Source organism: Salinisphaera aquimarina (genome assembly GCF_042643355.1).
Taxonomy (GTDB): domain Bacteria; phylum Pseudomonadota; class Gammaproteobacteria; order Nevskiales; family Salinisphaeraceae; genus Salinisphaera; species Salinisphaera aquimarina.
This window is the reverse complement of record NZ_JBHRSS010000008.1, coordinates 480,275-505,165: the sequence shown is the minus strand read 5'-3', so window position 1 is coordinate 505,165 and position 24,891 is coordinate 480,275. Positions and strand designations below refer to the sequence as shown.

Below are 24,891 nucleotides of genomic sequence, written 5' to 3'. Positions count from 1 at the left end.
ATCCGGCATTCGCCAGATGAGAACCTGTGCCTTCATCGGCACTCTGAAAGACCGCCTTAGGGCGGTCTTTCTTTGTGTGCTCGGTGTTTGTTTTCTGGGTGTCGGGCTCGCGGGTTGCTCGACCAACAGTGCCAACCCGCTGGTATCCACGCTTTCCAGTTTCCTGCCGGGTCGCGCCGACGTGTCCGATAGAGCCCGGGATGTTTCCTACGCGTCGATTGATTTCGGCATCGGTGGCCGCGGTGGCTTGCTCATTCTGTCCAATATCTCCCAGGGGCTGACGTTCTGGCAGACGAGCCGGCGCGAGACGGTGGTGCTGAGAGACGGCTATCTGGAATCGAGCGGGGGCCTGGTGCCCGAGTTGCACATGACGCGGATAAGCGGCTATGCGGCGGGCGACAAGAAAACGCCCTGGTCGGGTGAAATCAATGCGCCGGTGCATTACACGGTAACCCGGAGTTGGACCAACGCCGACGGTGAGACCGACAGCGGGCGTGCGAGTGCTGATCTGGTGTGCGCGCCCGGTACGGTGGAGAAGAAGCTCCCGCTGACTACGCGTGCGCTCGAGCGTTGTGTGGAAACGCTGTCATGGGAGCGGGGCAAGCAGACCGCCTCCGTGTTGTGGCGTGATCCGGAAAATCACCGGGTCTGGGCAGCCGAGGTGGTAGCGTGGCCGGGCTCGCCCCTGTATGAATGGCGCGTCGCCCGACCCTGGTGGTGAACGGGCTGTACGGTAATCAGGGTGGATGCGCGATCATGGGGAAGAGAACCGACAGTGAACCGTCATGCGGCGATCGGAGAAGGCATCTGATCGCCAGGTTTATGCCTGTCTTGATGATTGTCGCGATGTTTTCGGGCAATGTTGCGATCGCCGACGACAACACCCAGGTGGCCAACGAGCGCGTATCGTTGCTCGATATATGGCTGGCCTTTCCTGATGTGGATACTATCGCCTGGCCGTATAGCTATATTCGCGCAAAGACGACTGACGCCAATCAGCAGGCCCGCAGACAGGATCTGTCTCGAGAGCTGGATTCGCTGGACTGGCGGCTCGATAACGGCCGCTACAAGAAATACCGTGCAGCCCTGGCTCAGTGGCAGACAGCCCTTGATGATATGCATACCGCTCGCGAGCCGGGCACCTGGTCGCCGTCCTGGCTTCTGGTTCATCCCAACAGGAATCCGCCAGTGTCGTCGCTGGCCGTGATCGGCGCCTGTGAAGTCCCCGCATGGGTCGAGGTCTGGGACAGTAACGGAGTCGAGCGACTCGCATGGAAATCCGGCCTCATGCTGTCTGATGTGACCCGCAAACCGCATCCGGTGGACGCAGGGCCTTCTGATCAGGTCGCAGTGGTCAATCCGGATGGCAGTGTCGATCGCTACGGTGTGGCGGCATGGAATTTCGCCGATACACGCCTGCAGCCGGGCGCGCGGGTCGTGGCGGCATTGCCGCTGAAAGGCGACGGCCTGCTCTGGATTCGCGACACCATCGCGCGGGTGATAGCACATAGTGCCCCCGGCGTGAATTGTCGTGAATTGCCGATCCGCGGAGGTGCGAAGTAATGGCTTGTTCGCGCCGTCGCTTGAATCGCCTTCTTGCCACCAGTTGCGTTGTGCTTGTTCCCGTATTGGCAGGCAGCAGCGCCCTTGCAGAAGAACATACCGGCACGCTGCCTGTTTTTCAGAGTGACTTCGGCGGCGTCGGCCTGCTGCAGACGCCGACCGCGCGCATGGCTCCGGTGGGGGACTTCTCCTTCAACCTGGCGCGGATCGATCCCTACACCAATTACGGATTCAGTCTTCAGCCGTTTTCGTGGATGGAGGCCGGCTTTCGCTATACGTCGATCGGCAATCGGCAGTACCAGGCGTCCGATGAAGATCGTGCAACGCTGGACAAAGGCGTGCGACTGAAGCTGAAACTGCTCAACGAAAGCCGTCTATTGCCGGCCGTCGCTCTGGGCTTTCGTGATCTGGGCGGAACCGGACTGTTTGGCAGCGAATATTTCGTGGCCAACAAGCGCTGGTACGATCTGGACTTCAGCGTCGGTATCGGCTGGGGTTATCTCGGCTCGCGTGGCGATATCGACAACCCGTTGCGTGTTTTCGGGGACCGTTTCGAAGACCGGGTGGGGCGCACGGCCGACGGTGGCGGGAAATTCAATTTCAAGCAGTTTTTCACCGGTCCAGCCAATCTCTTTGGCGGCGTCCAGTACCAGACGCCATACAAACCTCTGACCCTGCAGCTCGAATACGATGGCCACGATTACGACAACGAGCCGCTGGACAATGCGCAGGATCAGGATTCGCCCATCAATATCGGCGCGCGCCTGCGGGTCAGCGATAATCTGACCCTGTCGGCGGCGTGGGAGAGAGGCAATACCGCCATGATCGGCGGCACGCTCAGCCTGAATCTCGCAACCGTGAACCAGCCCAAGAGCGACCCGGCGCCGGTGGTGCCGAAGCCGACCGACGACAACGCCACCAATGACTGGAAGGCGGTCGCGGCGCAGCTGAGCAGCAATGCGGGCGTCTCCGCCACACGTATCAGTAAAAAAGGGTCGGAGCTCGTCGTGGAAGGCGTATCCACGCGATATCGCGCCACCCCGGAGGCCGAGCTGCGCGCGAACCGTATCCTGCACAACTCGGTAGATGGTGGCATCGACACGTTCCGCTACCGCTGGAAGGTGCGCGGAATGGCAATGCGCGAAGACGAACTGCCGCGCGATCCGTTGCCCCAGAAGCCATTGCTGCTCGAGCCGTCCGAAACCTTCAGCGACGATGACTATCGTCTCGGCGTTGAGTCCGTGGCCGCGTCGCGACAGCGTATTGATCGGGACAGCGAACAGACGTTGTACGAGGCGCCCAAGGACCGTTTTTCCTGGAATCTCGGCCCGGAGCTCAAGCAGAACTACGGCGGTCCCGACGGCTATCTCTACCAGATCCTTGCCCGCGCGAGCGCGGAGTACAGAACCGACGATCATGGCTGGTTGTCCGGGAAGCTGACCTATACGCTGCTCGATAACTTCGACAACTACAATTACATTGCCGATTCCAAGCTGCCACGGGTGCGCACCTATATCGGTAATTATCTCCAGGAAACCGATCTCGGCCTCGAGAATCTGCAGTACACGCGGACCGCGCGGCTGTCGGACAACTGGTTCGGCATGGCCTACGCCGGCTATCTGGAGCAGATGTATGCCGGTGCGGGCGGCGAATTGATGTACCGGCCGTTCAACAGCCCGGTCGCGCTGGGGTTCGATGCCAATTACGTCAAGCAGCGTGATTTCGACACCCGTTTCGGTCTGCGCGACTATGAAACCTGGGTCGGCAATGTCACGGCCTATGTCGATACCGGCTTCCAGGACGTGCGCGCGGCGATCAGCGTCGGTCGATACCTGGCCGGCGACCTTGGTACGACCCTGGATTTCTCGCGCCAGTTCGAGTCGGGCGTGCGCCTCGGGGCATACGCTACCTTTACCGATGCTGGCAACGACTATGGCGAGGGCAGCTTCGACAAGGGCATCTACATCAGCATGCCGTTGGACCTGTTCTTCACCAAGTCGAGTCGCGACTATGCGAGTGTCGCATGGCGTCCGCTCACGCGAGACGGCGGCGCCAAGCTGCAACGCCGCTACACCCTCTACGGCATCACCAACGAGCGTCAGCTGGGTCGTTACTGGGATAATTTCGTCGACGAGGACGAATAGAGTCTCAAGCCGGGATTGCCGACTCTTGTCGGGTCGCTGCTCGAAAGCCGGGTCAGCGTGTGCCGTCAGGTGGTAGGATGCGGCTCCTGGCAGGTCGCCAGGATGGTGGGGTCGCGCAGGCCCGCCATGGGCGGCCCACTGCGCGATTGCCTGCTATTCAAGAATGTACGGGAGCCATAGTGAAGAAAACGGTTTATCTGATGCTGGCGATATCGGCGCTGTTGCTCTCGGCCTGTAGCGCCACGCCGGACTGCCTCAAGCCCCAGTCCTATATGGACGCCAAGACCTTTCCGCCGCTGAAGAGCCCGGCGGGGTTGGATGTGCCAGCGCCCGACCCGAGTTTGCGGATTCCCGATGTGGCCAGCGGGCCAGTGGGCACGTACGAGCAGGCGCCCGCCGGAATCGACGAAGAGGACCCAGCGGCCCGCTGCCTGGTCACGCCGCCGGCGATGACAAGCCACTGAAACGCGGGTCTATCGGCTATAACGTCTATGGCCTATCGATGCCGACGTCTTGCGTAGGTCGGGTTAGCCGCAGGCGTAACCCGACAGCCGGTCGGCTGGCTAACCAATTGTATAGAGCGCAAGATCGTCGATATCCACGGCAGATATCCTGCGTTCCGTCGGCTTACGGCCAGGGCCTAAGCCGACCTACGTTACTGAATTGCCATAACTCACCGGCGGATTCGGCATGGCTCAGGAATTTCCGGCCTGCGACGGCCCGAAAGAGCCACTGAATACGTTACAATTCGCGCTCGATTACTGGGAGAGATGCCCGAGCGGTCGAAGTAGACGCTCATACAAGTGTGTGCGGTCTGATCATTGATCAGCTCGTACCGAGGGTTCGACCAGCCGCATTGCGGCTGACGCGAACATGCTTCATGTGAGTCCGCAGGACAAGCGACACGCGAGTGTCGCGTAGCAATCCCTCTCTCGGCAGCCCGCAAGGGCTGCTGCGTAAGTTACAATTTGAATCCGTTTTTGAAGGAGAGATGTCCGAGCGGTCGAAGGAGCACGCCTGGAAAGCGTGTGTGCGGCCTGACCATTAACTAGGCCGTACCGAGGGTTCGACCAGCCGCATTGCGGCTGACGCGAACATGCTTCATGTGAGTCCGCAGGACAAGCGACACGCGAGTGTCGCGTAGCAATCCCTCTCTCGGCAGCCCGCAAGGGCTGCTGCATAAGTTACAATTTGAACCCGTTTTGAAGGAGAGATGTCCGAGCGGTCGAAGGAGCACGCCTGGAAAGCGTGTGTGCGGTAACCCCGTACCGAGGGTTCGAATCCCTCTCTCTCCGCCAATACGGCTGAGTCGAACCCTAATCGACCAGCCAGCAGCAATGGTGGCCCGCGTCGGTGCCCCCGCGACGATATGCCGCAAACCCCGCCAGGCCCGGAAGGGAGCAACGGTAGCGGCGGACTCGGGCGCCGGGGTGTCGCTGGCGCGGGCCGCCACCTTTAGGAAATGTCCGAACCGTTTGATAACGGTTGCGCGACACAGTTGCGCATGGACGGTGCGCAGGCGACCATCAACGCCGGCTTGCTTGAAAGTTGCAGGCACCGACGCGATAGTCTGGCGATACGCGACGCGCGCAGTCCCATCACGCGAATCAGGCGGATCATGACCAGCCCAGTTTTTCCAACATGTCCGACCGGCCCGCAAACCGCATGAGCTTTCAGGCGCTCGCGCGGACGTGGCGGCCGCGCCGCTTCGACGAACTGGTCGGTCAGAAGCACGTCGTGCGTGCGCTCTCGCATGCGCTGGAGAATCAGAAGCTGCACCATGCGCTGCTGTTTTCCGGCACCCGCGGGGTTGGCAAGACCACGCTGGCGCGGATCATCGCCAAGTGCCTGAACTGCGATAACGGGGTCAGCGCCCATCCCTGCCAGGGCGACCAAGGCTGTGCGACCTGCCGCGAGATTGACGAAGGCCGATTCGTCGATCTCATCGAAGTGGACGCGGCATCGCGCACCGGCGTCGATGACACCCGCGATCTGATGGATAACGTGCAGTACGCGCCCACGCGCGGACGCACCAAGGTGTATCTCATCGATGAGGTGCACATGCTCTCCAAGCATTCCTTCAATGCCTTGTTGAAGACGCTGGAAGAGCCGCCGCCGCGCGTGCAGTTCCTGCTGGCGACGACCGAGCCGGAGAAGATTCCGGTCACCATCCTTTCGCGGTGCCTGCAATTTCCGCTCAAGCGTCTGCCGGTCACCGAGATCGCCGGCCAACTGCGTCATATCGTCGACGCCGAGTCGCTGCAGGCGAGCGACGATGCACTCGAAGAAATCGCGCGCGCGGCCGACGGCAGCATGCGTGACGGCCTGTCCCTGCTCGATCAGGCGATTGCCTTCGGCGGTGGCGCGCTGGCGGCCGACGAAGTCCGGGATATGCTGGGCACGATCGGGCATGCGCGGGTCGCCGACCTCGTAGACGCGATCATCGCCCCGGACGCGCCGCGCGCACTCGATGCACTCGCCGCACTCTATGCCCAGGGCATCGACATGCGTTATCTGCTGGAAGCGCTGGCGACCGCCTGGCAGCATATCGCCACGATTCAGATTGTCGGCGAGGTCGTGGACGAGGCGGCCGAACCGTGGCGGGATGCGGCCACGCGCGCCGAGCCGAGCGCAGTGCAACTGTTCTACGATATCGCGCTTGCCGGCATACGCGATCTCGCGTTCGCGCCGGACCCGCTGGTCGGCGTCAAGATGAGTGTTTTGCGCATGCTGGCGTTCGTGCCGAGCGCCTCGCAGGATATGCCGCCGCAAGCGTCGCAAGGCGACGGCGGCGCGGCGCCGTCTTCGTCCGGCAGCCCGGCGCAAACGGCAAAACAGGCCGCGGCACAGGTCAGGGCGCAGTTGTCGAAGCCGCGTTCGGATAGCGCGCGGCCGCCGACAAGGCAGGCGGCCGAATCGCCGGCTCCGAACGAACCCCAGCGCCCGCCGATGCCGACTACGGATACGGCCGCAGCAGTCGAGCCCGCGCCGCAGGCAAAAACGCCGAGCCCGGAGCAGGATGATGAAACCCGCCGAAGCGCGCCGGTAGAGGGGGCGTTGGAGCAAGCAGCCACAGGCAATACGGCGAACGCAGAGCAGATTGCCTCCGTGCCGGGTGACGAGTCCGCCAGCAGGCCGGTCAACGGGCACGCGGCGGACGTTACGCCGCCGCAGAAGCCCGCACCACAAGCCGATAGCGACACGCAGCCTTCGCCGCCGCCAGCCACGCAGAGCGGCGACCACCCCGAAGACTGGTCGGCGTTGGTGCCACGGCTCGGCTTGGCCGGCTTCGCGGCGCAGCTGGCCAACAACGGCCTGTGCCAGCATATGGACGATGGCCGCATCGTGCTCGCGCTGGCGCGCGTGAACGAATTTCTGGCCACACCTTCCGCGCGCGAATCACTTCAAGGCGCGCTGGCTGCCTACTGGGCGCCCGCGGAGGCGCCGCAGTTGGTCATCGAGTATGTGGAGGAGGCAACCGACACCCCCGCGCAGCGCATCGAACAGGATGCACAGGCGCGTCAGCGCGATGCTGTCGCCTCGATAGAAAATGACCCGGTCGTCCGCCAACTGCGGGACCGGCTCGGCGCCACGGTGCGCGCCGAAACCATCAAGCCCAATCGTCCGTCAGCGGCGGTGCAACAGCGAGAAGAGCAATGAAAGGTTCCATAGGCAAGATCATGCAGCAGGCCCAGGCGATGCAGGGCAAGATGCAGGAGGCGCAGGAAGAACTCGCCAAGATGGAAGTCACCGGCGAATCCGGAGCCGGCCTGGTGAAGGTCGTAATGACCGGCAAGCACGAAGTGCGCAAGGTATCGATCGATCCCAGCGTCTTCGAGGAAGATCCGGAATTCGCGGAAGACCTCATCGCGGCCGCGATGAACGATGCCGTGCAGCGCGTGAGTGCCACGACCAAGGAACGGATGTCGGAACTCACGGGGGGCATGGACCTGCCGCCGGGCATGAATCTGCCGTTCTGAGCGATGGGCGCAAAGCATTTTACGATTGCCGCGCCGGTGCGCAGATCGTGCACCGGCTTGTTCAATAGCTGATGGCGTTTTCACCGGCGCTCACCGGCCTCATAGATGCCTTGCGGGTGCTGCCCGGCGTTGGCGCCAAAAGCGCGCAGCGCATGGCCTTCCATGTGCTGCAGCGCGAGCGCGAGGGCGGGCGTTATCTGGCCCGCAGCCTGGAACAGGCACTGGCCTGTATTCAGCACTGTCGCGACTGCCGGATGTTCACCGAGAACGAGCTGTGCGATATCTGCGCCAACGAGCGGCGCGATCCGGCCCTGGTCTGCGTGGTGGAAAGCCCGGCCGACGTCATGGCGATCGAGCAGAACACCGATTTCCGCGGGCGCTATTTCGTGCTGCTCGGGCGCTTGTCGCCCATCGATGGTATCGGGCCTGCCGAACTCGGGCTGGATATCCTGCGCGAGCGACTGTCGCGCGGCCTCGTCACCGAAGTCATTCTGGCAACGGGCGCTACCGTGGAAGGCGAGGCGACGGCCCAGTACGTCGCCGACCTGGCGCGCCAGCACAACGCCGGGGTTTCGCGTATTGCCCACGGCGTGCCGGTCGGAGGCGAGCTCGAATACGTCGATGCCGGCACCTTGAGCCAGGCGTTTTCGGGCCGGCGGCCGATATAAGTCATAGCATTTGGATATGCCGTGCCGAACCCCGGATGTCGGCTTACGGCCTGCGGCCTAAGCCGACCTACGCCTGACTCAACCCATGAAAGCTTCGGCGCTGTGGTCACCCGTCGGGCGGATTAGCACAGCGTAATCCGACAAGGGACGCAGCCCCGGCGGTGATTATGTCACTCCGACCCCAAGGCAAGCTCGATCACTCGCGAACCAAAGCCGGCTTACGCAAGCTTGATCCCGTCGATCTTCGGCCGGCGCCACGTGTAATGTAACGGAGGATCGAATTGCCATGCGGCCCGCAGATGTTGGATTACGGCCTTCGGCCTAATCCAACCTACGAAAACGTCCTCGTAGTGTCGGTAGGGCGGATTAGCGCAGCGTAATCCGACGAGGAACGCAGCCCCGCGACCATTGCATCACTTTGAACCCAATGCCAAGCACAATCACTCGCGACCCACAGAATGTGCGATATCGGGTTCGCTACGTCCCCATTCCGCCGAATAGACGCCTTGCCGCACATAGCGGTGAAAACTCGAATAGGGCCATTCACTCGCCCGCGCAACAAGGCCATGCTTGACGGGGTTGTAGTGGATGTAGGCGAGATGCTGCTGAAAGTCCGTATCGTCTCGAATACAGTGCTCCCAGAACCGGCGTTGCCAGCACTGCCCATTGATTGCTGAATGCTTGGAAAAGTGCGTCTTGATCAGCCGCCACCGCTTTGAAAAATCGGCATCGTTTGCGGGCGGGTCTACAGGCAATGCAGGTGGTCCGGCAGGATCACGATGGCATCGAGTATGAAAGGATGGTTGCCCCGTACCGTGCGAAACGCGTTTTTGAGTAACGGGATGGATGCAGGGCAGGTGAGAACGGGCTGGCGGCCAGCTGTCACCACCGTGAAGAAATAGCAGCCGCCGTTCTGGTATATCCGGCGATAGCGCATTGGCGTAGCGAGCAGCGCGAAAGGGTCATCTCCGACCTTAGCGCCTTTCAAACGGCATGTGTTCGGCGGCAAGCCATCGTGGCGGCTAATGGCAACGTCGGCTTACGGCCTGCGGCCTAAGCCGACACCATGCCGCCCGGATCGCGCGGCGGAGAGCCTGCTTCAATCGAGCAGCCGATCAATCTTGGCCGCGCTGATGAAATCGTTGTCCGACAGACCGTCGATCGCGTGGGTCGTCAGCTCGATCGTGCACTGGTTGTAGCCGAAGGTGATATCCGGATGGTGGTCTTCACCGTGGGCGATATAGGCGACCGCATTGACGAATGCCTGGGTCTGGTAATAGTTCTTGAACTTGAACGTCCCGACGATCTTCTCGTCGTCGGCGTTTTGCCAGTGGCTCGAGAGTTCGCCCAGACGTTGGGCCACGGGATCGCCCGTCATCGGTTGAGTGCCTTTTTCGCAGGGTGCGCAGTGGCGTTCAGCAAGATCGGACATGGTGGTTGCCTGACTTTCGAAGTTGAATCATCACATTAACATGGCGCTTTTGTCGTTCCACTGGCCCGCGCTTTGCGCTATCAAGGGCTCGGCCTCACAATGGATTTTTGCCCGCCTGAAGCAAACCATGAGCTACTCCGAAGAGAACCTGATCTGGATCGACCTCGAGATGACCGGTCTGGATCCGGATACCGACCGCATCATCGAGATCGCCACACTCGTCACCGACAAGAACCTGCAGGTGCTGGCCGAGGGGCCGGTGCTGGCTGTTCATCAAAGCGATGAGCGGCTGGCGGCGATGGACGAATGGAATACCCGCCAGCACAACGGCTCGGGCCTGGTGGAGCGGGTACGCGCGAGCGATGTCGACGAACAGGAAGCGCAACGGCTCACGCTCGATTTTCTCGCCGAATACCTGCCGGCTGGCGTGTCACCGATGTGCGGCAACAGCATCTGTCAGGATCGGCGTTTCCTGGCGCGCTACATGCAGGGCCTGGAGGCGTTCTTTCATTATCGCCATATCGATGTGAGCACGCTCAAGGAACTCGCACGTCGCTGGGCGCCGGAAGTGGCCGGCGGCTACAGCAAACAATCGAGTCATCTGGCGATGGACGATATCCGCGATTCGCTCGCCGAACTGGCTTATTACAGGAACACGCTGCTGAAAGTCTAAGGGTTCGTGTCTTCGATAGCGGATGAAAACCGGCGCTGAAAACGAAACTCGGTTTCGCAGCGATAGATAATTGACGTTGTTCGGGTTGCCATGTAAAAAGGAATGTGCGAGATGCATAAGCATCGACGCCGGCCAAGAATCCGGCACGCCGATCGGGGGGAAGATCAACAGGCGTAGGCTTTCGGAGGCAGACGAACAACACCGCGATCGACACCGAATCAGCTTCCCGCAGTACTCCGTTCCACGGAGAGAAAAATAAAAACGACGGGAAACGCGATTGGAGGCTCCTGAGGGAGCCTTTTTTTTGCGCAGGATATGGTAACGGCGGCGGTGGCGCTGTCGCTAACGCTTGATCTCGTCAAACGCCGACAGCGCCTCCCGGCGTGATTCCTTCAGGTCTACGAGAGGTCGTGGATAAGTCCTGCCGAGTTCGACGCCAGCCTTGTCCAGCACAGCGGCCGGGGCTTCCCAGGGACGATGGATATGCTTGTTGCCGAGCGTTGCGATCTCGGGCACCCAGTGCCGTACATAATCACCGCTTGCATCGAAGCGTTCGCCCTGGCGCGCCGGGTTGAAGATGCGGAAGAAGGGCGCGGCATCCGCCCCGCAGCCGGCCGCCCATTGCCAGCCGAGCGTGTTGTTGGCCAGGTCGGCATCCACCAGCGTGTCCCAGAACCAGCGTTCGCCATGCTGCCATGCGACACGCAGGTTCTTGGTCAGAAACGAGGCCACGGTCATGCGCAGGCGGTTGTGCATGTAACCCGTCGCCCAGAGCTCACGCATGCCGGCGTCGACCATGGGGATGCCGGTCTGTCCGCGTTGCCAGAGTTCGAGTGCCTCGTCGTCCTGTGACCAGGGAAACTGTTCGAAACGCTTGTCGAGCGGTGCGTCCGGGGTGTCGGGGAAGTGATAGAGCACGTGGTGCGCGAATTCGCGCCAGCCCAGTTCACTACGAAAGGTGGTGGCGTGATCGTGTACCGCCTGGCTGTCCTGATCGTCGAGCCACTCCGCGAGCCGATGCATGATCTGCCGCGGCCCGATCTCGCCCCAGTGCAGATGTGGCGACAGATACGACGTCCCCGCGATCGCGGGCCGGTCCCGATCATCGGCGTATTTATCGATTGCCGACTCGAGGAAGGTTTCGAGGCGCTCGTGCGCGCCGTCTTCACCCGGCGCCCATGTGGCGCGGATATCCGTATCCCACGGGATCGATGGCAGCAGATCGAGATCGGCGACCGCTTCGGAGCCGATGCGCGACCAGACCTCGGGTAGCCTGTCGGGCATCGGTAGCGGGGCCTCGCTGCCGCGGTCCTTCACCGCTTTCCAGAAGGGCGTGAATACCTTGTAGGGCCCGCCCTGGCCGGTTTTCACCGTCCACGGCTCATGCAGCAGCGCCGCCTTGAAGCTCGCGGTCTCGATACCGCGCTGCTCGAGATGGGTCTTGATCGCCTTGTCGCGCTCGATCGTGAGCGGATCGTAAAGCCGGTTCCAGTACACCGCGGTCGCGCCGCTTTCCTCGATCAACGTATCCAGCGCCTGCTGTGTCGGGCCGTGCCGAATGATCAGGCGCGATCCGAGGTTCTCGAGCTGTGTGCTCAGTGCGTCCAGGGAAAAATGCTGCCATACCCGTTGTGCACCACCCGGCGCCCACGCGCCGAGTTCATCGGGTGCCTGGATGAAAACAGGGACGATCGAATCGAAATCGCCGTCGATCGCGGCACGAAGCGCGGGATTGTCCGCCAGGCGCAGATCGCGGCGAAACCAGACGATGACGCGGTTTTTCATGAGTATTCGTTCTGCCTTACCGATCCGCCCATACCCAGCGTCCAGAATAAAAATGCAGGAACGTACGGTACGCGTATCTTCTGGTGTTTGGTTGCAGACCGGACGATGGGTGCCGGTTGTGTATCCGGTGGATAGGCTACTCGCGGTGCTGCCATGGATTGATCAACGCCACACCAGTCGGTTCGAAATTAGCGGTATTGCGGGTCACCACTGTCATGCCATGAACGATCGCGGTCGCGGCGATCAATGCATCGCGGTCGGCACGCGGATCGGGCACATGTAGTCGAGCGCATTCACGTGCGACGGCCGAATCGACCACGAGAATACGGTCGGCAAAAGTCTTTAGCACTTGATCATCGAGCCAGCTTCTCAATGCAGCGCCTTGGACGGTGTCGCGCCGCTCGATGCGGCATACGCCGAGTTCGAGCTCCAGAACGACAATGGCGGACAGAAACAGCGAATTTACCGCAACACCACGCAGCCAGGACGTGACGCGAATATCGGCCTTGCCGCTGGCGGCTCTGCGTGCTTCCGATACGACGTTTGTGTCGAGGATATACATCAGTCGAGATCAGCGGGTTCGTAAAGACGATCGCTTATCGGCGTTGGCTCGAACTCGATGTCGGCAGAGTCGGGCATCGACAGTAGCTCAACAATGTTCTCGTGTCGGTCGGTGATCCGCTGATACTCTTCGAAAGCGAGCAGAACGTATGCCGGGCGACCCCGGTTTGTAATGAATACCGGACCTCTTATTGCGGCCTTCTTGGCTTTGCCGGTATCACGGTTGAATTCGCGGCTTGTGAAAGAGCTTATTCTCATGGTGTCGATCTCAATGCCCTGAATGTAGGAACGTTACTACCACTGTAGTGAAGCAGCAAGAGATGTTCTGGCCGAAGGCAGGCTGCAGATGCCATCGCGGTTCGCGGGACATGGCATAGCCGCCGAAGTGTCCTGGAAAACCGCTTGCCTCACCGGACCAATTACGCGGGTCGGATCAGGGGCTCGCACCGTAATCCGATAGACGAGCCCCCGATCCATTCGAGCGACAGATTACGTGCTGCGCGCTAATCCGACGTATGTCACTACGCAGCCCTCAGACGGTTTGCCGCATGCAGCCGATGTGTTCATGGAATTGTCAGGATTCGGCTTGCCTGTGTACCAAGCTCAGTTCGTTTTTTGTATTAGTTCTGACTCAAGCGTCGAAGCCAAAACCGTTTCACGCAAAGGCGCAAAGGCGCAAAGACGCGAAGAAGATAAAACAGCGCACCATCGAAAGTCGTGCTTCATTTCTGCGCCTTGGCGGTTTTGCGTGTGGAATGCTTTGTTCTTGAGCTACCCGCTCGTTGCGCCAGGTTGAAGCCTGCTGAGTTTCGTACATGATCAAGAGATTCGATTGGATAGGGCTCGGGCATCTCGGCGTTTTCAAATGCGCTCCTGCGCCTCAATGCGACCACGTAACGTATCCGCCCGGGCGCGTATCGCATCGATGAGATCGGTGTCCGCGCGTTTCTTCTCCAGGTTCTTCAGCTGAAAGCCCATACGGTGATTCTTCGTGAGCATGTCGAGGTGTCGGTCGAGGAAATCCCAATACAGTGTGGTGATCGGGCAGGCGTCTTCGCCGGTAGCCTTGCGGTAATCGAAGCGACAGCTGCGGCAATGATTGCTCATCTTGTGGATGTAATTACCCGACGCGCAGTAGGGCTTGGTGCCCAACAGTCCACCGTCGCCGAACTGACTCATGCCGAGCGCATTGGGCAGGCTCACCCAATCAATGGCGTCGAGATACATGGCCATGTGCCAGTCGTGAAACGCGCGCGGATGCACGCCGGCGACGAGGGCAAAGAGACCGAGCACCATCAAGCGCTGGATATGATGCGCGTAGCCGTTATCGAGCACGTTTGCCATGGCATCGGCCACGCAGGCCATGTCCGTGTCGCCGTCCCAGAAGGCCCTGGGCACGGGCAACTCGGCGCCCAGGGCATTGCGTTCGATATAACCCGGCATTTCGCGCCAGTACACGCCGCGCACGAACTCGCGCCAGCCCAGGGTCTGGCGCACGAACCCCTCGACGCTGTTGATGGGCGCATCGCCCGCCTCGAAGGCGGTCACTGCGGCATCTACGCATTCACCAGGGCTGATCAGGTGCAGATTGAGTGCGGCCGACAGCCGCGAGTGGTAGGCGAAGCGCACGCCGCTCGCAAGCGCATCCTGATAGGAGCCGAAACGGGCCAGCCTGTGCGTCACGAAATCGCGCAGCGCCAGGCGCGCGTCGGCGTGTGTTACCGGTAGATCGAAACCCGCGGTATCGCCGGGATGATCGCCATAACGCGCGTCCACCAGCGCAATCACGTCGTCAGTAATCGAATCCGGTCGGAATGCGCGTACTGCCGGAAGTTCGCCAGGCCCGTCGCGCCCGAAGCGTTCACGATTGTCCTTGTCGAAGTTCCATGCGCCGCCGACCGGCTGATCGCCCTCCATCAGCACGTCGTGTTGGCGGCGCATGGTGCGGTAGAAATGCTCGAGCACCAGGCGATCGCGGCCGGCGGCCCAGTCATCGAAATCTGGCAGATCGCAATAGAAATGCCGATCGGGACGGATCTGGAGCGCCAGTTCGTGGCGATCCGCGGTGGCCTGCAGCATCGCGCGCACGCGCTCATCGCCGCACTCGGTCATCACGAGCCGCTGCGGGTGGTGTCGATTGATGGCTGCCGCGAGTATCTCGCCGAAGTCCCCGCCGCTATCGTGGCGTCTGTCTTCTTCGAGGGCGTGATAATCGACTTCGAGACCGCGTGTCCGCAGTGCATCTCGATAGTGACGCATGGCCGAGAAGAACAGCACGAGCCGTTTCTTGTGGCACCAGACGTGGGTCGCCTCGGTTTCGTTCTCGGCCATCCATACGAGGTCGCGAGCGCTGTCGAAATCATCCAGCGCGGACAGATTCCCGTCGAGCTGATCGCCCAGAATGATGACCAGATTGCGGACCGTGCTCAATGAAAGCTCCTGCGTTGAATGATTCGGACGGCCGAACGTGAGCCGATCCATCCGTTGTCGTGATTTGGTGTTGCGCCACGCATCGCGCCTTGACCTATATTGTTCCGGCTGCGTGTACAGCAGCACGGCGACCCCATGGGGTATGCGTTGAAGAAAGGCCAGTACGGTCGCTTCGCGAGGCCATACATGGATCTTCGATTGGCCGGCGCGGCACGATTAGGCAGAATGCGGTTTCGTATTCCCCTGAACTCCCGCGACGATCCATGCGTTCTCTGCTCGACAGTCTTTCTCTGGCGCGCCCCGATACCGACGCCATCAACCGCGCCGCCACGATGCTGTCACAGGCGCAACGTGTGCTGGTCATTACGGGCGCCGGCATGTCGGCGGATTCAGGCCTGCCCACCTACCGCGGCATAGGCGGTCTCTACGACCGGGACGTGACCGAAGATGGCCTGGCGATCGAGGACGCGTTGTCGATCGACACCTTTCATCGCGATCCCGCGGTGACCTGGAAATATATCGCACAGATCGAAAAAGCCTGCCGCGGTGCCGAACCCAACGCAGGGCATCGGGTACTGGCCCGGCTGGCGGCCCGCTTCGAGCGTTTCTGTGTGCTGACCCAGAACGTGGACGGCTTTCATCGCGCCGCGGGCAGTCGCGATGTCATCGAAATGCATGGCGATATTCATCGTATGAAATGTACGCAGTGTCATCACGCGTTCGTGGTCGAACACTACGGCGGCTTTACCGACGGTCCGCCGCGCTGCGAGCAATGCGGTGGACTCGTGCGCCCGGAAGTGGTGTTGTTCGGTGAAATGCTGCCGTCCAGGGCGGTCTCTCGCTATGAGCGTGCGCTCGCGGACGGGTTCGATCTCGTCATGGTCATAGGCACGAGTGCGGTCTTTCCTTATATTGCCGCACCCGTTCGCGAAGCCTGGCGCGGTGGATGGGCAACCGTCGAGATCAATCCGCAGGCCACCGAGATCTCGCGCTTTTGTCACGTCGCGCTTCGTCATAATGCGGCCGACACGTTAAGCCAGTTGAGCGCGCGATTGGGTTAGTATTCGCGCAGCGAGTCACGAGCGCCGACCGATTCATCCTATTGAAGAGTCACCGAATGAGCGACACCAAAAGCACGAACATTGTCTGGCACGAGGGCACGGTCGAGCGCCAGCAGCGTGAAGCCATGAACCGCCACAAGGGCTTCACGATCTGGTTTACCGGGTTGTCCGGCTCCGGCAAGTCCACACTCTCGGTCGCGCTCGAGGAGTCGCTACACCGGATGGGTTGCCGGACCTACCGTCTGGATGGCGATAACGTTCGCAGCGGCCTGAACCGCGATCTCGCGTTTCGCCCGGAAGATCGCATCGAGAACATTCGCCGTATCGGCGAGGTCGCCAAACTGTTTCGCGATGCCGGCATCATCAATCTCACTGCGTTCATTTCGCCCTACCGGCAGGATCGCGAGATGGCCCGCATGCTCTCCGAGCGGGGCGCCAACGATTTTCTCGAAGTGTTTGTCGATGCGCCCCTCGATGTCTGCGAAGACCGGGATCCCAAGGGGCTGTACAAGAAGGCGCGGGCGGGCAGCATCCCCAACTTCACCGGCATCAGCGCACCGTACGAAGCGCCCGAGAACCCCGAAATTCATGTCAAAACCGGCGAATGCTCGATCGCCGAATGCGTGGACCAGCTCATCGCCTATCTGGTCGAACACGACTATATTCACGACAGCCTCGCCAGGGATGCGGGCCGCGCTTGAGCACGCAGGACGCGCAGCAGGTTGCGCAATTATTACAGGCGGAAATGCGGGAGCCTTTTGCACGTGATGGCTGGCGGTCGACGTTAATATACGGCTCCGGTACGTCATGCTAGGCTTGCGCCGCCAATTCGGCAGTGGATCAACGGCTTGGGATACGTCGTCAATGTTGAGATTAGCTACGATCTTCATCGTGCTCGGTTTGCTCGCAGCGTGCAGCATCAATCCGTTTCGCGGCAGCAGCGGGGCGCGCGTCGTCGGTGAAAGCCAGTATTGCGGTACTTCGTCCCAGGATTCCGACGCCCATTATTTCGCCGATAGCAGCGTATTCGAAGACTGGCTCGACTACCGCAGCATTAGCGAATTCAAGCCATCCATGGCCGTGAACGGCGGCATCATCATCGTGGAGATGGGCCAGCGCCCGACCGGCGGCTATAGCATCAAGCTCGACCGCAGCAAGACTAAGGTCCAGGGCAACACGCTGACCCTCAGCATGGAATGGAAGGCGCCGCGTCTGGACGCGGCCGTCAGCCAGGCACTGATCGCCTCATGTGTCGCGATCCGTCCCCCGGCCGGCAACTACAGCCGTATTCGTGTCGTGGACCAGTTGGGCAACGTCCGAGGCGAGGCAGCCGTACGCTGATTTTTCACCGACCGTTCGAGACTGCAAAGGCGATGAATTTCCCGGAATTGGTTAGAGTTTCCGTATTTGGGTTATGTCATGCTGTCGTAATGCCAAGGCATTACCGCAGTGCTTCGATTTTGCTGAGCGCGCCGAGTATCTCGCTGTCGCGTGGGATCGAGGCACGGCTCGCAGAGTCGGGCATCGCAACGTGTATTCCGTCCGCCGAAGCGCCGTTGTTGCAGGCTATCGAACAGACAGATTTCCAGGTCGCCTTATGAACGTAAAAAGTGTGCTTTGTGTCTGTACCGGCAATATCTGCAGGAGCCCCTACGCCGAGGGACTGCTTCGCCGCGATCTGCCGGGTGTGAATGTCTCGTCGGCCGGCATCGGCGCAGTCGTTGGCGGCGAGATGCCCGAAGCCGCCGCGAATATCGCCATCCGCCAGCGGCTCGATCTGCAAGATCATCGCGGTCGTCAGATCACCAGCCAGATTCTGCGAGAGCACGAACTGGTGCTGGTCATGGAAGAAGGCCAGAAGAACTGGCTCGCGGATCGGTTCCCCGAAAGTCGGGGGCGGGTTTTCCTGGTCAGTCATTGGGACGACAAAAAGGACGTGCCGGATCCGTTCAGACACTCCGAAGAGTTTTTCGAGGAAGTGTTCGTGGCGTTGGCCGAGTACGTATCGGACTGGGCGGCCAAGCTCGCGCCGCGGTCACCTTCCAGAACAGCGGTTCGCTAAAAAATGTTCGTCGTAATGCCGTTGCTCTGGCGGCTACAAGCGAGTGGCTATGCGAGTTGCACGGCGAGCGGGTAAACTGCGCCGTCCTGTAAACGGCCAGAATATAGGGTTATTGCGAGCATTTGAATACGTAAGGGCAGGGTTAATTGAATAGATTTGCTGTGCTAATGCAACAATGTTGCGTACATAAATAATATTGGGTGGCTGAGCGATGTATAAGGGAACACTGGCGCAAGCGACTGAATTTTTTGGTGGCACTTTCCACCGTTTGGCAACCTTCAGTGCGTTAATCCTGGTTGGTGCGCTATCGGGTTGCGCGTTGCCTGGGTATAGCTCAGGGTCGATTAGCAATGATGCATGGTACGACTTCGGTAGTAACGATGACCGCGCTACCTACGGCGAACAATTGTCGCAGGAGCCCATCGATTACGAGCCGCGAGTGGTGCAGGTCACACCAGCGCTGATCCGTCAGCAACAAAGAGAGCGTGCGTCACGGACGCTGGGTGCGGCCCAAGAAAAAATTTCGTCGGGCCTTACCGAATCGATTGCCTACAAAGTTGGCGTGGGCGATGTGTTGCAGATCATCGTGTTTGGTCAGCCAGATTTGAATAACCCCACTGGAACAGGGGGCGGTGGAGGTGCGAATTCTGCGTCAGGTCAGTTGGTCAGCGCCGACGGAACGATCTATTTTCCCTACGCAGGCGAAATGAAAGCGCAAGGACTGACGCTAAAGCAACTACGCCGAGAGATCAGTCGCAGACTGTCCAGCTATATTCGCGACCCCCAGGTCGACGTGCGCGTCGCCCAGTATCGCAGCCAGCGGGTATACATTTCCGGCGATATCCAGAAACCCTGCACCGTACCAATTACCGATGTGTCGTTGACGGTTCTGCAGGCTCTTGATCAGTGCGACACATTTGCTTTGCAGAGAAGTGCAAATAGCGACAACCAGGGTATAGGGGTGCAGAACGTGGTGCTCATTCGCGATGGTGAATCCACGCCCCTCGATTTGAACCAGATTTACGCAACTGGCCGCCCGGTGCCGCTGCAGTCTGGAGACCGTTTGCTAGTAGATGACAGTGCTAATCGCATTTTCATGGTGGGCGAGTTCAGCCAGCAACTCGCGCTTCCATACTCGACGGGCGGTATGTCGCTCAACGACGCCATTGCAGATGCAGGCGGAGTAAGCCTCGGGACGGCGGATACGAGTGCTATCTACGTTGTGCGCGGATTTGTTGACAGCGCCCCTGCCAGCGACGGTGGGGTGAAGACCATCGTGCGCCCTAATGTATACAAGCTAGACGCAAGTTCAGTGGGTGGCCTGCTGCTAGCGAACCAGTTTCAACTCGAGCCTCGCGACGTAGTCTTTGCTGCACCGGCCAGCCTTGTGAACTTCAACCGCGCACTGGCGCAAATAACTCCGTCGCTAGATATCTTGTTCCAGAGCTTCCTGCTCTACGATCGCGCATCTAACAACTAGGTTCCGGTAAAGAATTGATGAATGAATCGCAGCAATATGCCGCCGACACGGCGGCGGGTCCTCGAGCGCCGATCGGAATAGAAGACGACGAAATTGATTTGGCGAGACTATGGGCGATTTTGTGGGGGGGGAAATGGAAAATTGCGCTGGTGGTTTTTGTTGCCTTGGTTTTCGCGGTTTTCTACTTGGTAGTAGTGCACCCGACATACCAAGTGGATGCGTTGCTACAAATCCAGCAAGAAGGTTCGTCGCCTCTTAGCGGCGTCACATCGGATTTGCAGCAGCTCACGGGCAAGAGCAGCAGTCCCGCGCAGTCCGAAATACCAATCATCAAATCACGTTCAGTATTGGGCGAAACGGTAGAAAAGCTTGGCTTGGCCACAACAGTGGAGCCCGTGTATTTTCCAGTGGTTGGTTGGGGTATCGCGAGCCGACGCAAACCGGGCCCGCCGGCGACGAAAGCAGTGCCATTGGACTCTGGCGTTTGGCTATCGAGCTACGCATGGCGACCGACAAGCCTTTCTGTTAGCCAGATGTCTGTACCCGCGTCGTTGGACGGCAAAGGGTTCGTGTTGCGCGCACTCGGCGGCGGCGCGTTCGTGTTGTTCGGCCCAAAAGGGAAGCAGGTTCTGCGCGGTGAAGTTGGAAAGCTCGCTAAGGGTAAAACAGCAGACGGTGCGCCGGTCCAGTTGTTTCTAGCTGATGCTTTTGTGACCGATCCGCCCACAGACTTCGAGTTGGTCAAGTCGGCATGGTTGTCGACAGTGGAAAATCTGCAACAAAGCGTATCGGTGTCCGAGCAGGGCGATGACACTGGAGTCATAAAAATCAGTCTCGAGGGTGAAGACCGTGATCTGATAACTCGAATTGTAAACTCTATTGCAGAAAACTATCTGCGTCAGAACGTGGAAGCGAAGTCCGAAGAAGCGGAAAAAAGCCTGGAATTCTTGGACGATCAGCTTCCTGAGCTTAAAACCGACGTTCAGACGGCCGAGACTAATCTTGCGAACTACCGGGAAAAGAATAACAACGCTATCAACCTGGATGCAGAAGGCCAGTCCTTGCTCAATCAAGCGGTCAATCTAGAAGACCAACGATCTCAACTTAAGATGAAGATCGCTGAGCTACAGCAGACTTATACTGCAAAGCATCCGGCGCTTGAGGCTGCCAAAGATCAGATGGCGCAACTGAACGCGCAGCGAGGGGATCTGGATAAACAGGTCGGCAAGCTGCCGGATGCGCAAAAGAAAATGCTCGGTCTGCAGCGTGATTTGCAAGTAAATACCGAACTATATGTTGCGCTGTTGAATCGCGCGCAACAGCTCCGTATAGCGAAGGCTGGAACTGTGGGCAATGTGCGCATCATCGATAAAGCCGTGAAGCCTGTGCGGTCAGTGAGTCCGAAGACGTTGGTAACATTGCTACTTTCAATAATTCTGGGGGGCATATTTGGGTGTTCATTAGTATTACTTCGGGCTGCGCTCAAACGTGGTATCAACGATCCCAGCGAAATCGAAAGTAAACTGGGCATACCTGTTTATTCGGTGATCCCCTTCAGTAGCTGGCTGGCGAGATTTTCGCGTCGCGCCCAACGGAAAGGCGAAACAGCGCCAGTGCTTGCACGCGATCATGGCGATGAGGTCGCGGTTGAAGCTCTAAGTAGCCTTCGCACCAGCCTCTATTTTTCACAAATGGATTCGAGCAGCAACGTAATTCTCATAACCGGGCCAAGCCCCGGCGTGGGCAAGTCCTTCGTTAGTGCCAATCTTGCGTACCTTATCGCCGATACAGATAAAAAGGTCGTAATGGTCGATGCGGATATGCGCCGCGGGCGCCTGCACGAGTTCGTCGGTGGGCAGGATCGGGATCCTGGCCTGTCGCAGGTGCTGGCCGGCGAAGTGTCGTGGCGCGACGCGTTACGCGAGATCGATGGGACCTCTGCTTGCGTGCTGACAACCGGGCCGATACCGCCGAAGCCGTCATCACTGCTCATGCGAAGTTCGTTTGCAACGCTTATGTCGGAACTCCAGCAGGAATTCGATTTGGTCATAGTGGATGCGCCGCCAATACTGGCTGTGACCGATGCCGCAGTAATTGCGGCTAGTGTTCCTAATATTTCGACATTTTTAGTCGTTCGAGCAGGCGCGCACCCCATCGCAGAATTGCAGGAGACGGTTAAGCGCTTTTCACGACAGAATCACAAAATAACTGGCGTCGTGGTAAATGCGTTCAAACAATCCCATACGGAATATGCAGGCGGCTATAACTACTATCACTATGAGTATAAGTCTTGACAGCGCCGACCGGATTATCTGTGACTAAGAAAGCACTATTACTCCACTAACCACCAATCTTTATCACAAGCATAATCGCGCGGCGAGAGAGGATGCCGGTTAGCTAAGGTTCTTTACGTGCGACATATTTCTTGTGCTCTACATAGGCCATAAAGCTTGGAAGCGCAAAGACAATATTTGACTTCCCTCGTCCCCGCATGTCCGGCGAGTAGCCGATATTTGTTCGTTGTAGGCGATACTAGTGGAGAGTTGCAGAGATAAAGTGCGCGAGGAAGATCGTGGCCGTACTCAGCCTCGTTGGTGGATCACGAAATTGGCAAGAGATGCGGGATGATTATAACAGCGTCGCGCTAGGTTGGGTTTTGCGGTAACTATTGTGCCCGCGGAAGCTGTCTGTTCGTTTTGTATAATTTCGCATGCTGCACTGTCTTGGCTGTTACTGATGACCGTACTCTTATGATCAGACCTTTTAGGCGGTGGCTCTCGCTTTGCCGAGCAATGGTGTCTGGTGATGCGCTGCGCGCACAACTCGTCCGGGGCGGCGTAGGTAGTGTTGCAATTAAGGTCGCAAACTTGTTTTTGATGCTCGGCACGACGGTAGTTATCGCGCGTGTTCTCGGGCCCAGCGGCTACGGTGTCTATGCGTATGTATTGGCCATAGCCTCATTGCTTGCTATCCCGGTGCAGTTTGGTTTTCCGACTCTGGTCGTGCGGGAAACAGCGAAATTTCAGGCCCGCCAAGACTGGTCACGTCTCAGGGGTGTGTGGATTTGGAGTTCGGTTACCGTTGCCATTTCATCGCTCGTTATAACGGCTCTTTTATTTGCAACGAAGGGGTTGTGGGGGTTGTTGTTTTCGCCTCAGGAAAGCGGAACGTTTGCTTGGGCATTAATTCTCGTGCCTATCCTGGCTCTGGGCATGCTCCGTGGTGCTGCACTTCGGGGCCTTCGCCACACTGTGCAAGGCCAACTGCCTGAGTTTGTCGCTGTGCCCGGGCTTTTGCTGTCGTTTATTGTGGCGATCATGCTTTTATGGACCCACAAGATTTCGCCGCAGATGGTGATGATTCTCCATGTATCGGCGGCCACTTGTGCTTTTATGCTCGGCATCTGGCTTTTAGCTCGTTACACGCCGCTGTCCGTTCGCGTAAAACCAAAGGCCGTATTCGAGCATCGGCTATGGATGGCGGCGATTTTGCCGCTAGCTCTATTGTCGGGGTTACAGGTAATAAATAAGAACACCGATTTAGTGATGCTTGGATTGCTATCTTCTTCCGATGACGTCGGTGTTTACAAAGCATCAGCTCAGGCCGGCACGCTAGCGAGCTTTGGATTGGGTGCGGCGAATCTTGTTGTCGCTCCGTATTTTTCACGGCTATATAACGCGGGCGACTTAAAATCGCTACAGTACGTGATCACTTTAAGTGCGCGTGTCACGTTAGCTTTTGCGGTGCCGGTAGTGCTAGCGTTTTTCGTGCTCGGCCCCTGGCTTTTGAAGCTCTTGTTTGGGCCGGCTTTCGTGCAGGGGTATCCGGTACTGATAGTTCTTTCTGCGGGACAACTTATAAATGCCGCGTTTGGGTCGGTTGGTTTACTTCTCAATATGACTGGCCACGAGAGGGACACACTGAAAGGATTTGCGGCTGGAGCTACGACTAACGTTATACTTAATGTGATATTTATTCCAAAATTTGGCCCTATCGGCGCAGCTTCGGCGACCGCGATAGGCATGGTCGTATGGAACATTGTGCTCTGGCGCTTAGTCCATCAGAGGCTCGGCTTTGAGAGTTCTGCATTTCGCAAATTGACGCAAGCATGAATAAACCGAATTTCTTTATAGTAGGCGCGCCTAAATGCGGCACGACAGCGCTGGCCAGTTATCTGTCCGCGCATCCCGATATTTTCTTAGCAACCCCTAAGGAGCCCCATTTTTTTCTTCACCCGTCAGCCACAAATAGAAAGATTGTAGAAGAAACTCACTATTTAAAGATATTCAGGCACGCCAACCCCGGAATGAGCATTGGCGAGGCCTCCGTATGGTATTTATATTCGAATCATGCTCGGGAAGCTATATATCGTTTTAATCCTGACGCAAAAATTATAGCAATGACCCGAAATAAAGCCGATTTCGTTGCGTCGCTACACTCGCAATTGTTGTTTAGCCAAGTAGAGACTGAAGTTGACCTGTCCACGGCTTGGGCGTTGAGGAAAAGAAGGAGGCCGAGAGATTCCGGATGTACGATTGAAGAAAATGAAGAATGGCGTTTGATGTACGGGGAATTGGTTCAGCAGGAAAAATATATAGCTCGATACCAGCAATTATTTGGTCCGAGTAATGTGCTGGTCATTTCACATGAATCGATTGTCGAGGATACCAAAGCAATTTATAAGCAAATTCTGTCTTTTCTAAATATTTCAGATGACTACCGGGAGGACTTTCCCCGAGTTAATTCAAACAAAGTGCATAAAAGTAAAGTCGTCCGGTCCTTTTTGCGTAGCGCTGCTCAGCAGCGTTGGGCAGTCTCGCTACTGAGGACGGTGAAGGCGCGACTCGGTATCGGGTCGTTCGGGCTATACCGTTACTTCGCGACGTTAAACGTTAAAGAAGTTCCGCGTGATCCCGTGCCCGAAACACTGCGGCGCGAGATAGATAACTACTCGTAGCGAATTCGCGAAATCCGCGCTCAGTAATGATCACGTTGCATGAGTGCAGGGAAAAAGCTCTCGAATACGAAAGAGACGCTGCGTTAAGCTCTCGT

General features: G+C 58.7%; 21 protein-coding genes, 2 tRNA genes, 1 other RNA gene and 1 pseudogene. 19 read left to right on the top strand and 6 right to left on the bottom strand.

Going from position 1 to position 24,891, the window contains the following annotated elements:
- Positions 1-16: 16 nt before the first annotated feature.
- The 10 genes from ACFOSU_RS17735 to recR all read left to right on the top strand — a co-directional run bounded on the left by ACFOSU_RS17735 (position 17) and on the right by recR (position 8,355).
- Complete coding sequence (locus ACFOSU_RS17735) at positions 17-721, top strand: hypothetical protein (RefSeq protein WP_380691251.1); 705 nt, start codon at positions 17-19, stop codon at positions 719-721.
- Positions 694-1,563 (top strand): hypothetical protein, encoded by an 870-nt coding sequence (locus ACFOSU_RS17730; protein ID WP_380691250.1) that lies wholly within the window; start codon positions 694-696, stop codon positions 1,561-1,563. Before ACFOSU_RS17735 ends, ACFOSU_RS17730 begins: the two co-directional genes overlap by 28 nt.
- Positions 1,563-3,707 carry a YjbH domain-containing protein gene (locus ACFOSU_RS17725; RefSeq protein ID WP_380691249.1) on the top strand — a complete coding sequence of 715 codons (2,145 nt, stop codon included), beginning with the start codon at positions 1,563-1,565 and terminating at the stop codon, positions 3,705-3,707. The genes ACFOSU_RS17730 and ACFOSU_RS17725 overlap by 1 nt, the downstream gene beginning before the upstream one ends.
- Before the next feature lie 179 nt (positions 3,708-3,886).
- Entirely contained in the window at positions 3,887-4,171 is a 285-nt protein-coding gene (locus tag ACFOSU_RS17720; RefSeq protein WP_380691248.1) for a hypothetical protein, read from the top strand.
- A gap of 521 nt (positions 4,172-4,692) precedes the next feature.
- A tRNA-Ser gene (locus tag ACFOSU_RS17715) sits at positions 4,693-4,868 on the top strand.
- Between the two features lie 46 nt (positions 4,869-4,914).
- Positions 4,915-5,005 (top strand) — tRNA-Ser (locus tag ACFOSU_RS17710).
- A 50-nt stretch (positions 5,006-5,055) separates the two neighbouring features.
- Positions 5,056-5,152, top strand: an RNA gene (ffs, locus tag ACFOSU_RS17705) — signal recognition particle sRNA small type.
- Between the two features lie 220 nt (positions 5,153-5,372).
- Positions 5,373-7,367 (top strand): DNA polymerase III subunit gamma/tau, encoded by a 1,995-nt coding sequence (gene dnaX, locus ACFOSU_RS17700; RefSeq protein WP_380691247.1) that lies wholly within the window; start codon positions 5,373-5,375, stop codon positions 7,365-7,367.
- The gene (locus tag ACFOSU_RS17695) at positions 7,364-7,687 is read left to right on the top strand and encodes a YbaB/EbfC family nucleoid-associated protein (RefSeq protein ID WP_380691246.1); all 324 of its coding nucleotides are present in this window, start codon (positions 7,364-7,366) and stop codon (positions 7,685-7,687) included. The genes dnaX and ACFOSU_RS17695 overlap by 4 nt, the downstream gene beginning before the upstream one ends.
- 71 nt (positions 7,688-7,758) lie before the next feature.
- Positions 7,759-8,355, top strand: coding sequence for a recombination mediator RecR (gene recR / locus ACFOSU_RS17690; protein ID WP_380691245.1), 597 nt, complete (start codon positions 7,759-7,761; stop codon positions 8,353-8,355).
- A 440-nt stretch (positions 8,356-8,795) separates the two neighbouring features.
- On the opposite strand, the pseudogene ACFOSU_RS17685 reads toward recR, so the two are convergent.
- Together ACFOSU_RS17685 and ACFOSU_RS17680 are read right to left on the bottom strand one after the other, a co-directional pair.
- Positions 8,796-9,292: pseudogene (locus tag ACFOSU_RS17685) on the bottom strand (REP-associated tyrosine transposase).
- Between the two features lie 162 nt (positions 9,293-9,454).
- Positions 9,455-9,787 (bottom strand): 4a-hydroxytetrahydrobiopterin dehydratase, encoded by a 333-nt coding sequence (locus tag ACFOSU_RS17680; RefSeq protein ID WP_380691244.1) that lies wholly within the window; start codon positions 9,785-9,787, stop codon positions 9,455-9,457.
- Positions 9,788-9,914: 127 nt separating this feature from the next.
- On the opposite strand from ACFOSU_RS17680, the gene orn reads away from it, so the two are divergent.
- Positions 9,915-10,460, top strand: coding sequence for an oligoribonuclease (orn, locus tag ACFOSU_RS17675; protein ID WP_380691243.1), 546 nt, complete (start codon positions 9,915-9,917; stop codon positions 10,458-10,460).
- A 342-nt stretch (positions 10,461-10,802) separates the two neighbouring features.
- On the opposite strand, the gene ACFOSU_RS17670 is transcribed toward orn, so the two are convergent.
- The 4 genes from ACFOSU_RS17670 to ACFOSU_RS17655 form a co-directional block, all read right to left on the bottom strand.
- Positions 10,803-12,245 carry a cryptochrome/photolyase family protein gene (locus ACFOSU_RS17670; protein WP_380691242.1) on the bottom strand — a complete coding sequence of 481 codons (1,443 nt, stop codon included), beginning with the start codon at positions 12,243-12,245 and terminating at the stop codon, positions 10,803-10,805.
- 136 nt (positions 12,246-12,381) lie between these two features.
- Positions 12,382-12,807 carry a type II toxin-antitoxin system VapC family toxin gene (locus ACFOSU_RS17665; protein WP_380691241.1) on the bottom strand — a complete coding sequence of 142 codons (426 nt, stop codon included), beginning with the start codon at positions 12,805-12,807 and terminating at the stop codon, positions 12,382-12,384.
- Positions 12,807-13,064 (bottom strand): type II toxin-antitoxin system Phd/YefM family antitoxin, encoded by a 258-nt coding sequence (locus ACFOSU_RS17660; protein WP_380691240.1) that lies wholly within the window; start codon positions 13,062-13,064, stop codon positions 12,807-12,809. Before ACFOSU_RS17660 ends, ACFOSU_RS17665 begins: the two co-directional genes overlap by 1 nt.
- Positions 13,065-13,667: 603 nt before the next feature.
- On the bottom strand, positions 13,668-15,236 hold the full coding sequence (locus ACFOSU_RS17655; RefSeq protein ID WP_380691239.1) for a cryptochrome/photolyase family protein: 1,569 nt from the start codon (positions 15,234-15,236) through the stop codon (positions 13,668-13,670).
- Positions 15,237-15,499: 263 nt separating this feature from the next.
- Here ACFOSU_RS17655 and ACFOSU_RS17650 point away from each other — a divergent pair, with 263 nt between their 5' ends.
- The 8 genes from ACFOSU_RS17650 (at position 15,500) to ACFOSU_RS17615 (ending at position 24,796) form a co-directional block, all read left to right on the top strand.
- The gene (locus ACFOSU_RS17650; RefSeq protein ID WP_380691238.1) at positions 15,500-16,297 is read left to right on the top strand and encodes an SIR2 family NAD-dependent protein deacylase; all 798 of its coding nucleotides are present in this window, start codon (positions 15,500-15,502) and stop codon (positions 16,295-16,297) included.
- A 56-nt stretch (positions 16,298-16,353) separates the two neighbouring features.
- Positions 16,354-16,998, top strand: coding sequence for an adenylyl-sulfate kinase (cysC, locus tag ACFOSU_RS17645; protein ID WP_380691237.1), 645 nt, complete (start codon positions 16,354-16,356; stop codon positions 16,996-16,998).
- Positions 16,999-17,161: 163 nt separating this feature from the next.
- Positions 17,162-17,638: a protease complex subunit PrcB family protein gene (locus tag ACFOSU_RS17640; protein ID WP_380691236.1), complete on the top strand. Its 477-nt coding sequence runs from the start codon at positions 17,162-17,164 to the stop codon at positions 17,636-17,638.
- Positions 17,639-17,894: 256 nt separating this feature from the next.
- On the top strand, positions 17,895-18,359 hold the full coding sequence (locus ACFOSU_RS17635; RefSeq protein WP_380691235.1) for a low molecular weight protein-tyrosine-phosphatase: 465 nt from the start codon (positions 17,895-17,897) through the stop codon (positions 18,357-18,359).
- Positions 18,360-18,570: 211 nt separating this feature from the next.
- Positions 18,571-19,839, top strand: a complete 1,269-nt coding sequence (locus ACFOSU_RS17630) for a polysaccharide biosynthesis/export family protein (protein ID WP_380691234.1) — start codon at positions 18,571-18,573, stop codon at positions 19,837-19,839.
- A 17-nt stretch (positions 19,840-19,856) separates the two neighbouring features.
- The gene (locus tag ACFOSU_RS17625; protein ID WP_380691233.1) at positions 19,857-22,133 is read left to right on the top strand and encodes a polysaccharide biosynthesis tyrosine autokinase; all 2,277 of its coding nucleotides are present in this window, start codon (positions 19,857-19,859) and stop codon (positions 22,131-22,133) included.
- A 501-nt stretch (positions 22,134-22,634) separates the two neighbouring features.
- Positions 22,635-23,951: a flippase gene (locus ACFOSU_RS17620; protein WP_380691232.1), complete on the top strand. Its 1,317-nt coding sequence runs from the start codon at positions 22,635-22,637 to the stop codon at positions 23,949-23,951.
- On the top strand, positions 23,948-24,796 hold the full coding sequence (locus tag ACFOSU_RS17615; RefSeq protein WP_380691231.1) for a sulfotransferase family protein: 849 nt from the start codon (positions 23,948-23,950) through the stop codon (positions 24,794-24,796). The genes ACFOSU_RS17620 and ACFOSU_RS17615 overlap by 4 nt, the downstream gene beginning before the upstream one ends.
- Positions 24,797-24,891: the final 95 nt, after the last annotated feature.

Coding starts and splice junctions, on each gene's coding strand:
- ACFOSU_RS17650 (WP_380691238.1), top strand. CDS start 15,500: ATGCGTTCTCTGCTCGACAGTCTTTCTCTGGCGCGCCCCGATACCGAC.
- ACFOSU_RS17695 (WP_380691246.1), top strand. CDS start 7,364: ATGAAAGGTTCCATAGGCAAGATCATGCAGCAGGCCCAGGCGATGCAG.
- cysC (WP_380691237.1), top strand. CDS start 16,354: ATGAGCGACACCAAAAGCACGAACATTGTCTGGCACGAGGGCACGGTC.
- orn (WP_380691243.1), top strand. CDS start 9,915: ATGAGCTACTCCGAAGAGAACCTGATCTGGATCGACCTCGAGATGACC.
- recR (WP_380691245.1), top strand. CDS start 7,759: ATGGCGTTTTCACCGGCGCTCACCGGCCTCATAGATGCCTTGCGGGTG.
- ACFOSU_RS17680 (WP_380691244.1), bottom strand. CDS start 9,787: ATGTCCGATCTTGCTGAACGCCACTGCGCACCCTGCGAAAAAGGCACT.
- ACFOSU_RS17640 (WP_380691236.1), top strand. CDS start 17,162: ATGTTGAGATTAGCTACGATCTTCATCGTGCTCGGTTTGCTCGCAGCG.
- ACFOSU_RS17660 (WP_380691240.1), bottom strand. CDS start 13,064: ATGAGAATAAGCTCTTTCACAAGCCGCGAATTCAACCGTGATACCGGC.
- ACFOSU_RS17615 (WP_380691231.1), top strand. CDS start 23,948: ATGAATAAACCGAATTTCTTTATAGTAGGCGCGCCTAAATGCGGCACG.
- ACFOSU_RS17635 (WP_380691235.1), top strand. CDS start 17,895: ATGAACGTAAAAAGTGTGCTTTGTGTCTGTACCGGCAATATCTGCAGG.
- ACFOSU_RS17625 (WP_380691233.1), top strand. CDS start 19,857: ATGAATGAATCGCAGCAATATGCCGCCGACACGGCGGCGGGTCCTCGA.
- ACFOSU_RS17630 (WP_380691234.1), top strand. CDS start 18,571: ATGTATAAGGGAACACTGGCGCAAGCGACTGAATTTTTTGGTGGCACT.
- ACFOSU_RS17730 (WP_380691250.1), top strand. CDS start 694: ATGGCGCGTCGCCCGACCCTGGTGGTGAACGGGCTGTACGGTAATCAG.
- ACFOSU_RS17725 (WP_380691249.1), top strand. CDS start 1,563: ATGGCTTGTTCGCGCCGTCGCTTGAATCGCCTTCTTGCCACCAGTTGC.
- dnaX (WP_380691247.1), top strand. CDS start 5,373: ATGAGCTTTCAGGCGCTCGCGCGGACGTGGCGGCCGCGCCGCTTCGAC.
- ACFOSU_RS17665 (WP_380691241.1), bottom strand. CDS start 12,807: ATGTATATCCTCGACACAAACGTCGTATCGGAAGCACGCAGAGCCGCC.
- ACFOSU_RS17670 (WP_380691242.1), bottom strand. CDS start 12,245: ATGAAAAACCGCGTCATCGTCTGGTTTCGCCGCGATCTGCGCCTGGCG.
- ACFOSU_RS17735 (WP_380691251.1), top strand. CDS start 17: ATGAGAACCTGTGCCTTCATCGGCACTCTGAAAGACCGCCTTAGGGCG.